The sequence below is a fragment of the Streptomyces sp. RP5T genome, from assembly GCF_003933965.1.
Taxonomy (GTDB): Bacteria; Actinomycetota; Actinomycetes; order Streptomycetales; family Streptomycetaceae; genus Streptomyces.
In genome coordinates this window covers 1-13051 of record NZ_RSAJ01000227.1, presented here as the reverse complement: position 1 = coordinate 13051, position 13051 = coordinate 1, and the positions used below count along the sequence as shown (strand labels likewise).

General features: G+C 69.3%; 5 protein-coding genes and 1 pseudogene. 1 reads left to right on the top strand and 5 read right to left on the bottom strand.

The genetic code is table 11. From position 1 onward, the window contains the following. From EHS43_RS23070 to EHS43_RS23050, 5 genes and pseudogenes are all read right to left on the bottom strand, one after another. A pseudogene (locus EHS43_RS23070) lies at nt 1-505 on the bottom strand (30S ribosomal protein S12 methylthiotransferase RimO); the annotation flags it as partial. 92 nt (nt 506-597) lie between these two features. Next, nucleotides 598-1434 carry a helix-turn-helix domain-containing protein gene (locus tag EHS43_RS23065; RefSeq protein ID WP_125192676.1) on the bottom strand — a complete coding sequence of 279 codons (837 nt, stop codon included), beginning with the start codon at nt 1432-1434 and terminating at the stop codon, nt 598-600. A gap of 245 nt (nt 1435-1679) precedes the next feature. Then, on the bottom strand, nt 1680-4415 hold the full coding sequence (locus EHS43_RS23060; protein WP_260470665.1) for a DNA translocase FtsK: 2736 nt from the start codon (nt 4413-4415) through the stop codon (nt 1680-1682). A gap of 155 nt (nt 4416-4570) precedes the next feature. Next, the gene (locus EHS43_RS23055) at nt 4571-5251 is read right to left on the bottom strand and encodes a two-component system response regulator (RefSeq protein ID WP_125192674.1); all 681 of its coding nucleotides are present in this window, start codon (nt 5249-5251) and stop codon (nt 4571-4573) included. Between the two features lie 244 nt (nt 5252-5495). Further along, nucleotides 5496-10967, bottom strand: coding sequence for a HAMP domain-containing protein (locus tag EHS43_RS23050; protein WP_125192673.1), 5472 nt, complete (start codon nt 10965-10967; stop codon nt 5496-5498). A 397-nt stretch (nt 10968-11364) separates the two neighbouring features. Here EHS43_RS23050 and EHS43_RS23040 point away from each other — a divergent pair. After that, nucleotides 11365-13051: GAF domain-containing protein (locus tag EHS43_RS23040; protein ID WP_125192672.1), on the top strand; the 1687-nt coding region annotated here is incomplete at its 3' end.

Here is a 13051-nt window from a genome sequence, read left to right as displayed (position 1 = left end):
GGTCCGCGGGGGCGGGAGCGGCCTCCTCGGCCGGACCGTGGCCCGGGAGGGCGACGGACGCCGCGGACTCCTGCCGCTCGGCCGGGCTGATGGGCAGCAGCTTGCGCCGGTCGCGCGGGGTGTGCGCGGCGTGGATGCCACCGCTGAGGATGGTCTGGAGGCGGTCGGAGATGTCGGCGTAGTCGTCGAAGCCGAGCACCCCGTCGGCTTCCGGCAGCGCCTCGGCGAGGTCCTTGCCGTACCGCTCGGCCATGCAGCCCACCGCCACCACGGCCTGGGTTCTGCCGTGGCCCTTGAGGTCGTTGGCCTCCAGGAGGGCGTCGACGGAGTCCTTCTTGGCAGCCTCGACGAAGCCACAGGTGTTGACGACGGCGACGTCCGCATCCGCGGCGTCCTCCACGAGATCCCAGCCGTCCGCCTCCAAACGGCCTGCGAGCTCCTCCGAGTCCACCTCGTTGCGGGCGCAGCCAAGAGTGACGAGTGCGACGGTACGGCGTTCAGGCATGGGCTCAAGACTACTTCGTCCCACTGACACCCCATGTCGAAGGGGTTGGCCGATCCCGGCCAACCCCTTTTCCGTGGAATCCGAACAGCTGCCTAGCCGACCTGCGGGTCGCCCTTGGTGTACGTCAGGCGCTCCACGGCTCCGGGCTGCCAGTCGTCGTCGATCTTCTTGCCGTTGACGTACAGCTGGATCGCGCCGGCGTCACCGAGCACGAGGTTGATCTTGTCGCTGTCCTGGAAGGTCTTGCTGTCGCCCTGCTTGAGCAGCCCGTCGAAGAGGGTCCGGCCATTGTGGTCCTTGGCGAGGATCCAGCTCTTGCCGTCGGCGGCGCTGACCTGCACGGTCACCTTGTCCTGGGGCGCCGCCGCGATGGCGCTGTCGGACGGCGTGGGCTTCGGGTCCTTGGTGGTCTTGTCGGACTTGGGCGTCGGGGACTTGTCGGCGGTGGGCGTGGTGCCGTCGGCCACCTGTGTCGTCCCGCCGTCGTCGCCGCCCTTGAAGGCGGTGAAGCCCACGAAGCCGACCACGGCGACGATCGCGGCGACCATCGCCGCGGTCCAGTTGGGTCCGCGGCGCTCGGGGCGGATGCGTTCCGCCTCGAACAGCGGGGCGGCCGGGGTCGGCGCCGGACGTCCGCCGCCGTGGTCGGCGGCGTACTGGTCCAGGAGGGGAGCCGGATCCAGGTGGACGGCCTTGGCCAGGGTCCGGATGTGACCCCGGGCGTAGACGTCGCCACCGCAGGGGGCGAAGTCGTCCGCCTCGATGGCGTGCACGATGGCGATGCGGACCCTGGTGGCGTTGCTGACGTCGTCGACGGTCAGCCCGGCCGCGATCCGCGCCTGTTTCAGGGCGCGGCCGACGGAGAGGTGGGCTTCCTGCGGGTCGTCTTCGAACGGACGCTCGTCTTCAGGGGAGTTGCCGATGGACACGGGGGCGCCTTTCGAGCGTTTAAGCCACCTGTGCTGGAGGTTCAGTCTAGGGGGGGTGCGAAAGGGTGGGGCAACCGGGCGGTGGGACTTTGTACGCCATCGGAATGGCCGGACACGCCGATGGTGGGGCAGCAGCTTTTCGCTTCCCTCAACTTGACGTACGCCGAAGGGAAACGGTTGCTCAATGATCCCTTACGGGTGAGTCACGATCGAACATCGGTGGCCGCACCCGCTCCGGGCTCCCCTTAAGCCTCCCCGCGGATCACCGCGAGCACTCCGTCCAGCTCGTCAGCCTTCACAAGAACGTCACGAGCCTTCGATCCCTCGCTGGGCCCGACGATGTTCCGGGACTCCATCAGGTCCATCAGCCGGCCGGCCTTCGCGAACCCGACCCGCAGCTTGCGCTGGAGCATGGAGGTCGACCCGAACTGCGTCGAGACGACCAGCTCGGCCGCCTGGCACAGCAGGTCGAGGTCGTCCCCGATCTCCTCGTCGATCTCCTTCTTCTGCTTGGTGCCCACGACGACGTCGTCCCGGAAGACCGGCGCCATCTGGTCCTTGCAGTGCTGGACGATCGCCGCGACCTCGTCCTCGGTCACGAAGGCGCCCTGCATACGGGTGGGTTTGTTGGCACCCATCGGCAGGAACAGCCCGTCGCCCTTGCCGATCAGCTTCTCGGCGCCCGGCTGGTCGAGGATGACGCGTGAGTCGGCGAGCGAGGAGGTCGCGAAGGCGAGCCGCGAGGGCACGTTCGCCTTGATCAGACCGGTGACGACGTCCACAGACGGCCGCTGGGTGGCGAGCACCAGGTGGATGCCGGCCGCGCGCGCGAGCTGCGTGATCCGCACGATGGCGTCCTCGACGTCACGCGGGGCGACCATCATCAGGTCGGCGAGCTCGTCGACGATCACCAGCAGGTACGGGTAGGGCTGGAGCTCGCGCTCGCTGCCCTCGGGCAGTTTGACCTTGCCGTTCCTGATGGCCTCGTTGAAGTCGTCGATGTGCCGGAACCCGTACGCCGCCAGGTCGTCGTAGCGCAGGTCCATCTCGCGTACGACCCACTGGAGGGCCTCGGCGGCCCGCTTCGGGTTGGTGATGATCGGCGTGATCAGGTGCGGGATGCCCTCATAGGCCGTCAGTTCCACGCGCTTGGGGTCGACGAGGACCATGCGCACGTCCTCGGGGGTCGCGCGCACCATGATGGAAGTGATCAAGCAGTTAATGCAGGACGACTTACCGGAACCGGTGGCTCCGGCGACGAGCACGTGCGGCATCTTCGCCAGGTTGGCCATCACGTAGCCGCCCTCGACGTCCTTGCCGAGTGCGACCAGCATGGGGTGCTCGTCCTCGGCGGCCGCCGCGAGCCGCAGCACGTCACCGAGGTTGACCATCTCCCGGTCGGTGTTGGGGATCTCGATGCCGACCGCGGACTTGCCGGGGATCGGGCTGATGATCCGCACGTCGGGGCTGGCGACGGCGTACGCGATGTTCTTGGCCAGCGCGGTGATCCGCTCGACCTTCACGGCGGGTCCGAGCTCGACCTCGTAGCGGGTGACCGTCGGTCCGCGCGTGAAGCCGGTGACGGCGGCGTCGACCTTGAACTCCGTGAAGACGGTCGTCAGCGACGCGACTATGGCGTCGTTGGCCGCGCTGCGCGCCTTGCCGGGCCCGCCGCGCTCCAGGAGATCGAGGGAGGGCAGCGCGTAGGTGATGTCGCCGGACAGCTGGAGCTGCTCCGCGCGCGCGGGCAGTTCGCTCGGCGCCTCGGGAGCGGGCTTGGTGAGGTCGGCGACCTCGACCTTCAGCTTCTCCTGCTTCGGCCGCGCCTCACGCGCCTCCTGCTTGGGCCGCGCGGCCGGGACCGGGGTGGGTACGGGGGTCGTCTCGACCCGGTCGCCCACGCTGACGCCCTGGGTGAGGTCGGCGACCAGCGGCGAGGGCGGCAGGCCGTGCATGACGACGCCGTCCAGGTCCGCGGCGGCGGCCGCCGCGATGTCCACAGCGTCCCTGCGCCGGTCCGGCGCGGGTTGCGGCACCGCGGACCGCCGGGGGCGCCCACGGCGCTGCGAGAGGGCCTCCTGCTCCGCTCCGTCAGGGTCGTAGGCGTCGGGCGGGGCCGCCGGGCCGCGTTTGCGTCCGCGCGCGGGCAGCGCCTCGCGCCACTGCTCGTCGTAGCGCTCGTCGTCCTCGCCGAACTCGTCCACCGGCTCGGGAAGGAGCCCGAGCCGCACACCGAGCTCCCGCAGCCGCCGCGGAATCGCGTTGACCGGGGTGGCCGTGACGACGAGCAGCCCGAAGACGGTCAGCAGCACGAGCAGCGGTACGGCGAGGACCTCGCCCATGGTGTACGTCAGCGGGGTCGCCGCTCCCCAGCCGATCAGGCCGCCGGCGTCCCTTATCGCCTGCATGCCGTCGCTGCGGGCGGGAGATCCGCAGGCGATGTGGACCTGACCGAGCACACCGATGACGAGCGCGGACAGGCCGATCACGATGCGGCCGTTGGCCTCGGGCTTCTCGGGGTGCCGGATGAACCGCACGGCGACGACCGCGAGCAGTATCGGGACGAGCAGGTCGAGCCGGCCGAAGGCACCGGTCACGATGATCTCGACGAGGTCGCCGACGGGACCGCGCAGGTTCGACCAGGTTCCCGCGGCCACGATCAGGCCGAGGCCGAGCAGCAGGAGTGCCACGCCGTCCTTCCGGTGCGCCGGGTCGAGGTTCTTCGCGCCCTGCCCTATCCCGCGGAACACCGCTCCGACGGCATGGGCGAGGCCGAGCCAGAGGGCGCGGATGAGGCGGAGGACGCCACCGGTCGGGCTGGGCGCCGGCCTGGGCGGCACGGCCTTCTTCGCCGCGGCCTTCCTGGCGGGCGCCTTCTTGGCCGGTGCTCTCTTGGCAGCGGCCTTCTTCGCCGGACCCTTCGCGGGAGCGGCAGCCTTCTTGGCGGGCTGCTTCTTGGCTGCGGAGGGACGTGAGGCCATAGGTGGGAGATTACCGGGGGAGACGGCCGCGGACACGTGTGGCCGCTGCTTCACCCGTTCGTGTCGCTGCTGAAGAGGTGCCGAGCTGACGTGGGCTCACCCGCGAGGGGCGCGGGAACACTTGCGCCACACGTCAGTCCGTCCAGGGGTACCGGTCAGTTCTGCGAGGACACCGAAGGCGAGGCCCCGGTGCCCGGCTCCAGCGCGTCCAGCGCCCGCCGCAGCCCCGTGAGTTTGCGTTCGAGATGGGCCGCGGTGGCCACCGCGGCCGCGTCCGCGGACTCGTCGTCCAGCTGCTTGGAGAGCGCCTCGGCCTGCTCCTCGACCGCCGCGAGCCGCGCGGACAGCTCGGCGAGCAGACCCGCCGGCTCCTTCGTGTCCCCGACCGCCGCCTTGCCGCCGCCCTCCAACTGGAGGCGCAGCAGCGCCGCCTGCTCCCGCAGCTGGCAGTTCTTCATGTAGAGCTCGACGAACACCGAGACCTTCGCGCGCAGCACCCACGGGTCGAAGGGCTTGGAGATGTAGTCCACCGCGCCCGCCGCGTATCCCCGGAAGGTGTGGTGCGGACCGTGGTTGATGGCGGTGAGGAAGATGATCGGGATGTCCCGGGTCCGCTCCCGCCGTTTGATGTGCGCCGCGGTCTCGAAGCCGTCCATGCCAGGCATCTGGACGTCCAGCAGAATCACCGCGAAGTCGTCCGTGAGCAGCGCCTTGAGCGCTTCCTCCCCGGACGATGCCCGCACCAGTGTCTGATCGAGCGCGGAGAGGATGGCCTCCAGCGCCAGCAGATTCTCCGGCCGGTCATCGACCAGGAGGATCTTGGCCTTCTGCACCATGGCCCGCCCTCCTCGCCCCGGATGTGCACCGGGTGCCGCCCCTGGGGACGACTCCCTTTCGCCGCCCGTCCTTGTGCCGGTCATCGTAGCCGCACCCTGTCTGTCACCACACCCTGTCACCGTGATGTCACTGTGCACGTAGCAGAAACGTAGCGGGAGACCAGAAGGTTCCCCGAATCCCGTACTTCTACACGGCGTCGGGCACACTCAGTCAGCAACTCCGCGTGAACTTCGCTGATTCCCATCACTCCCCCCGCATCCACTGCTGCATCACCGACAGCAGATGATCCGGATCGACCGGCTTGGTCACGTAGTCGGAGGCGCCCGACTCGATCGCCTTCTCCCGGTCGCCCTTCATCGCCTTGGCGGTCAGCGCGATGATCGGCAGGCCGGCGAACTGCGGCATCCTGCGGATCGCATTGGTCGTGGCGTAACCGTCCATCTCGGGCATCATGATGTCCATCAGGACGACCGCCACGTCCTCGTGCTGTTCCAGCACCTCGATGCCCTCACGGCCGTTCTCCGCGTAGAGCACCGACAGCCCGTGCTGTTCGAGGACGCTGGTCAGCGCGAAGACGTTGCGGATGTCGTCGTCGACGATCAGCACCTTCTCACCGCCGAACCGGATGCCCCGGCGCGGCTGCGGCGCGGACTGGTGCTCCACCGCCGACCACTGGTCCGGCTGCCCGATCCGCTGTTCGAGTGCCGGTGCCGTCCTGCGCCGGCGCCGGAAGAGCGCCGCGGCACCGTTCTGTGTCTCCTGGTACGACTTCACCTCGGCCGGCGTCTCGACCTCGACGCCGCTCATCCCGTTCTCCGACGTGGACGCCACCAGGTCGCCGGCCTCCAGGGCGGGCATGGACTGCTGGTAGCCCTGTGGCGGCAGTTCGCTGGGGTGCAGGGGCAAATACAGCGTGAACGTCGATCCGCGTCCCGGCTCGCTCTGCGCGTGGATCTCTCCGCCGAGCAGCTGCGCGATCTCCCGCGAGATCGACAGCCCGAGCCCCGTGCCGCCGTACTTGCGGCTGGTCGTGCCGTCGGCCTGCTTGAACGCCTCGAAGATCACCCGCATCTTGCTGGCCGCGATGCCGATGCCGGTGTCGGTCACCGAGAACGCGATCAGGTCGGCGTCCGGGTCGCGCAGCGAACCGGCCTCCAGCAGCTGCTCCCGGATCGCCACCGGCACCTCCCGCCCGGCGGGCCTGATGACCAGCTCGACGGCCCCGGAGTCGGTGAACTTCACCGCGTTGGACAGCAGATTGCGCAGCACCTGGAGCAGCCGCTGCTCGTCGGTGTGCAGCGTGGCGGGCAGTTCGGGCGAGACCCGCACCGACAGGTCGAGGCCCTTCTCCGCGGTCAGCGGCCGGAAGGTGGCCTCCACGTAGTCCACGAGCTGCACCAGCGCGATGCGCGTCGGGGAGACGTCCATCTTGCCCGCCTCGACCTTCGACAGGTCGAGGATGTCGTTGATGAGCTGGAGCAGGTCGGAGCCCGCGCCGTGGATCGTCTCGGCGAACTCGACCTGCTTGGGGGTGAGGTTGGAGTCCGCGTTGTCGGCGAGCAGCTTCGCGAGGATCAGCAGCGAGTTGAGCGGCGTCCGCAGCTCGTGCGACATGTTGGCCAGGAACTCGCTCTTGTACCGCATGGACACGGCGAGCTGCTCGGCGCGCTCCTCCAGGACCTGCCGCGCCTCCTCGATCTCGGTGTTCTTGACCTCGATGTCGCGGTTCTGCTGGGCCAGCAGCTCGGCCTTCTCCTCCAGCTCGGCGTTGGACGCCTGAAGGGCCTTCTGCCGGTTCTCCAACTCGGCCGACCGCTCCCGCAGTTGCTCGGTGAGCTCCTGCGACTGCTTCAGCAGCACCTCCGTCTTGGTGTTGACGGAGATGGTGTTGACGCTCGTCGCGATCATCTCGGCGATCTGGTTGAGGAAATCCTTCTGGATCTGCGTGAAGGGGGTGAAGGACGCGAGCTCGATGACCCCGAGCACCTTGCCCTCGAACAGCACCGGAAGGACGATCACTTGCGCGGGCGGCGCCTCTCCGAGACCGGAGGAGATCTTCAGGTAGCCGCTGGGCGCGTTGTCCACCAGGATCGTCCGCTTCTCCTCCGCGGCCGTACCGATGAGCGCCTCCCCCGGCCGGAACGACGTCGGCATGGAGCCCATCGAGTAGCCGTACGACCCGAGCATCCGCAGCTCGTACTGGTCCTCCGCCTCGGCGCTCATGTCCTTGCCGTCCAGGAGCGGCATAGCGACGAAGAACGCGCCGTGCTGCGCGGTCACCACCGGGGTCAGCTCGCTCATGATCAGCGAGGCCACGTCCTCCAGGTCCCGGCGCCCCTGCATGAGCGCCGAGATACGGGCCAGGTTGCCCTTGAGCCAGTCCTGCTCCTTGTTGGCGATCGTGGTGTCGCGCAGGTTGGCGATCATCTTGTTGATGTAGTCCTGGAGCTCCTGGATCTCCCCGGACGCGTCCACGTCGATCTTCAGGTTCAGGTCGCCCCTGGTCACCGCGGTCGCCACGCGCGCGATGGCTCGCACCTGGCGAGTAAGGTTTCCTGCCATCTCGTTCACGGACTCGGTCAGGTCGCGCCAGGTGCCGTCGACGTCCCGCACGCGTGCCTGGCCGCCGAGCTGTCCCTCGGTGCCCACCTCGCGGGCCACCCGGGTGACCTCCTCGGCGAAGGACGACAGCTGGTCGACCATCGTGTTGATGGTGGTCTTCAGCTCCAGGATCTCGCCGCGGGCGTCGATGTCGATCTTCTTGGTCAGATCGCCCTTGGCGATGGCCGTGGTCACCATGGCGATGTTCCGCACCTGACCGGTCAGGTTGGACGCCATCTGGTTCACGGACTCGGTGAGGTCCTTCCAGGTGCCGGCCACACCGGGCACCCGCGCCTGACCGCCGAGGATGCCGTCCGTGCCCACCTCGCGGGCTACCTTGGTGACCTGGTCGGCGAACGAACTCAGCGTCTTCACCATGGTGTTGAAGGTGTCGGCGAGCTGCGCGACCTCGCCGCGCGCCTCGATCGTCACCGTCCGCGTCAGGTCACCGTTGGCGACCGCGTTCGCGACCTGGGAGATGTTGCGCACCTGCATGGTCAGGTTGTTGGCCATCAGGTTCACGTTGTCGCTGAGGTCCTTCCAGATGCCCGTGACACCCGGAACCCGCGCCTGGCCGCCCAGCTGCCCCTCGGTGCCCACCTCGCGGGCCACCCGGGTCACCTGCTCGGCGAAGGACGACAGCTGGTCGACCATCGTGTTGACGGTGGTGACGAGCTCGAGGATCTCGCCCTTCGCGTCGACGGTGATCTTCTTCGACAGATCGCCCTTGGCGACCGCGGTCGTGACCTCGGCGATGTTGCGCACCTGGATGGTCAGGTTGTTCGCCATGAAGTTCACGGACTGCGTGAGGTCCTTCCAGGTGCCGGAGACACCCTGCACCTCGGCCTGCCCGCCCAGGATGCCCTCGGTGCCCACCTCGCGGGCCACCCGCGTCACCTGGTCGGCGAAGCTGGAGAGCTGGTCCACCATGGTGTTCAGGGTGTTCTTCAGCTCCAGGATCTCGCCCCGGGCGTCCACGTCGATCTTCTGCGACAGGTCACCCCGGGCCACCGCGGTGGCCACCTGGGCGATGTTGCGCACCTGGGCAGTAAGGTTTCCTGCCATTCCGTTCACGGAGTCGGTCAGGTCCCGCCACACACCGGCGACGCCGGGCACCTGCGCCTGTCCTCCGAGACGCCCCTCGGTGCCCACTTCGCGGGCCACCCGGGTCACCTGGTCGGCGAAGGCGGACAGCTGGTCGACCATCGTGTTGATGGTGTTCTTCAGCTCCAGGATCTCCCCGCGCGCGTCCACGTCGATCTTCTGGGAGAGGTCGCCCCGGGCCACCGCCGTCGTCACCTGGGCGATCTGCCGCACCTGCGAGGTGAGGTTGCCACCCATGAAGTTGACGGAGTCGGTGAGCTCCTTCCAGGTACCGGACACCCCCGGCACGACGGCCTGACCGCCGAGACGGCCCTCGGTGCCCACGTCCCGGGCCATCCGCGTGACCTGGTCGGCGAAGGCGGACAGCTGGTCCACCATCGTGTTCACGGTGTTCTTCAGCTGGAGCATCTCGCCGGAGACGTCCACGGTGACCTTCTGCGACAGGTCACCGTTGGCCACCGCCGTGGTCACCTGGGCGATGTTCCGCACCTGCCCGGTGAGGTTCCTGAACGCCGTGTTGACGGAGTCGGTGAGGTCCTTCCAGGTACCGGCGGCCCCGGGCACCTGCGCCTGACCGCCCAGCTCGCCCTCGACACCGATCTCGCGCGCCACGCGCGTGACCTCGGCACCGAACGCGGACAGCTGGTCCACCATCCCGTTGACGGTGTTCTTCAGCTCCAGCATCTCGCCGGCCACGTCCACGGTGACCTTCTGCGACAGGTCACCGTTGGCCACCGCCGTGGTCACGGCGGCGATGTCCCGCACCTGTGTGGTGAGGTTCCGGAAGACCGTGTTCACCGAATCGGTGAGGTCCTTCCACGTCCCCGCCGCGCCCGGCACGTTCGCCTGCCCGCCGAGCTGCCCCTCGGCACCCACCTCGTTGGCCACGCGCGTGACCTCGTCCGCGAAGATCCGCAGCGTCTCGGTCATCTGGTTGATCGTGTCGGCGAGCTGCGCGACCTCGCCGCGCGCGGAGACCGTCACCTTCTGTGACAGGTCACCACTGGCGACCGCCGTCGTCACCTGGGCGATCCCGCGCACCTGGGCCGTGAGGTTGCCGGCCATCAGGTTCACCGAATCGGTGAGGTCCTTCCACACCCCGGCCACACCCGGCACCTGCGCCTGGCCGCCGAGCTCGCCCTCCACACCCACCTCGCGCGCGACCCGGGTCACCTCGGAGGAGAAGGAGGAGAGCTGGTCCACCATCGTGTTGACGGTGTTCTTCAGCTCCAGCATCTCGCCGGCCACGTGCACCGTGACCTTGCGGGACAGGTCACCCTTGGCCACCGCGGTCGTGACCAGCGCGATGTCCCGCACCTGGGCCGTCAGCCGGTACGCCATCGTGTTGACGGACTCGGTCAGGTCCTTCCAGGAACCCGACATGCCACGCACGCGTGCCTGCCCGCCGAGCTTGCCCTCGGTGCCGACCTCACTGGCCACGCGGGTGACCTCGTCGGTGAACGTGGACAGCTGATCGACAAGGTTGTTTACAGTCCGCCCGACCTTGAGGAACTCGCCGCGCAGCGGATGCCCGGTCCCGTCCGGTGCCTGGGTCCTGAGCTCCATGCGGGGCGACAGATCGCCCTCCGCGACCGCGGACAGCACCCGGCCGACCTCGGAGACGGGCCGTACGAGATCGTCCACGAGCGCGTTGGAGGCATCGATGGCGGACGCCCAGGAACCTTCGCAGGCACCTGTTTCCAGCCGTTCCGTGAGCTTGCCCTCACGGCCCACCATGCGCCGCACCCGCGACAGCTCACCCGTCAGGTGCAGGTTGCGGTCGGCCACCTCGTTGAAGACGGCCGCGATCTCCGACATCGGGCCGTCGCCGGACACCGTGAGCCGCTTGCGGAAGTTCCCGTCACGCATCGAGACCAGCGCCGTCAGCAGCCGGTCCAGGGCGGCCGTGTCCACCGTGGTGGTGCCGCCCCGCGGCTTGCGCTGGCCGCTTGGGGACTGTCCGCCTTTCGCGCGCGTCCTCGTGCCCCGCGTCGCTGCGCCAGACTCCACTGTGTCCCTCCCGCAGGGGTCGACCGTTACTGCTGTGCTCGGGTGGTTCCGCGCGGCACACCGGAGGCTGCCGCATGCTTCTGCTTACTACAGAGATATTTCAGCCAGGCATGCAGAGCCGCACGACGGGCTGCTGCCCGCCGTACGCGCAAGCCACTCGGCCTGCCCGAACCTTCTTCAGGAGCCTGCCCAGTGTTTCACCCCGGTTGAACCCGGCCATAACAGTTCGGCAGCTTCGCACATCGTCCGCACACCCTCCGGACGGAAACACTGCAGACCGGCATCCGCATGGCCGTCGAAGGTAAGTAACCTTGCATGCGGCTGTCCAGCCGAGCCGGTCCCGTCCGGCCTGGGCGGTGGCACGAGCACGAGCGGGCATCGGAGGGCGGCCGCACACATGACCACCGGACTGATCCCCGGGGGACAGAACCCGGATCCCCGGCCGACGGGCGGTCTGCCGCAGCAGCGGCACGAGCCGGTCGGCCAGGCAGCCCTGCACGTCGACAACCGGTCGAGGAGTTCTGTGATCACCGCGCGCGCGGCCGCCAGCTTCGAGCCCCTCGGACGATCGGTCGCGACCGCCCGTTCCTTCGTCCGGGACACCCTCCAGGGCTGGGGCTTCGCCGACATCGTCGACGACGCGGTGGTCCTCACCAGCGAACTCGTCACGAACGCCGTGGTTCACGCCGGCACCTCCGCCGACGTCCTGTGCCTGCGCAGCGACGACGGCGTACGGATCGAGGTCGCCGACCACTACCCCGAGCGGGAGATCCCCCTCCAGGGCCAGGCCGTCAACATGGGCAACCTCGACCGCGAGGGCGGCCGCGGCCTCCAGCTCTGCGCCGCGCTCGCCGCCCGCTGGGGCGTCGAGTACACGCCCACCAACAAGCAGGTCTGGTTCCAACTCGACCTGCCCGAAAGGCCGGTGGGCACCCGCACGGCGGGCCCCTCCCTGCCCGCGGACCTCCTCCCGCTGGCCGACGGCCGCGTCCGCGTCGCCGTCGTCCAGATCGACCGCACGTGCGCCATCACCTCGTGGAACGAGGACGCCGAGGAACTCTTCGGCTACGCCGCCGAGCAGGTCATCGGCAAGCCCCTGACCGACCTCGCGGCCTGGCCGCACACCCCGGGCACCGGAACCGGGATCGCCGAGGCACTGCAGCTGTCCCGGTGGGAGGGCAGCTACGGCATCAGGGCAGCCAACGGCCGCGTCACCTCGGTCTACGCCTCCCACCTGCGCGTCCGCGACACCGGCGGCGAGCCCTCCACGGTCTGCCTCCTGGTGCGCGACCACGAACGGGCCGTACTCCAGACGCCGCTGCGCGTCCCCTCCTCCGACACGACCACCTCCGTCGACGGCCAGAGCACCGACCCCTTCGAGGTGTTCATCGGCTCCCCCGCCCCGGACGACCTCGACGGCCTCCTCCAGCGCACGGTCGAACGCGCACGCGACATGCTCGACGGCGACTCCGCCTTCCTGCTCCTCGCCACCGACGACGAGACGGAGCTGGAGGTCCGCGCCTCCACCGGCCTTCCCTCCGCCCGCCAGCGCTTCGCGCGCGTGCCCGTCGAGGGCGGCCCCGGCCGCTACGGCTCCGCCCGCATGCCGGCCGTCCACGACGACCTGTCGGCCGTACCGGGCGCCGTACCGCTCCTGAGCGGCACCGGCATGCGGTCGGTGGTCACGGTCCCGCTGAAGGTCGAGGGCCGCCTCACGGGCTCCCTGGGCGTGGCCGCGGAGGGCCCGGGCAGATACTCGAACGAAGAGGCCCTGCGCCTGCAGTTCGCCGCCGACCGCATCGCGCTCGCCGTCGAGTCGGCCCGCCTGGGCGAACTCGAACGCCTGCGCCGCGGCTCCCTGAGCTTCCTCGTCGAGGCCTCGGACCTCCTCGCCGGCACCCTGGACCGCGACCAGACGCTGGCCCTCATGGCCCAGATGACCGTCCCCACCCTGGCCACCTGGTGTGCCGTCTACACGATCGCCGACCAGGCCTCGGATCCCTATCTGTCGTACGTCCTGCACGAGGACGAGGAGCTCATCGACGGCATCAAGTCACTGCTGTCGAAGATCCAGCCCCCGGACC

Coding starts and splice junctions, on each gene's coding strand:
- EHS43_RS23055 (WP_125192674.1), bottom strand. CDS start 5,251: ATGGTGCAGAAGGCCAAGATCCTCCTGGTCGATGACCGGCCGGAGAAT.
- EHS43_RS23060 (WP_260470665.1), bottom strand. CDS start 4,415: ATGGCCTCACGTCCCTCCGCAGCCAAGAAGCAGCCCGCCAAGAAGGCT.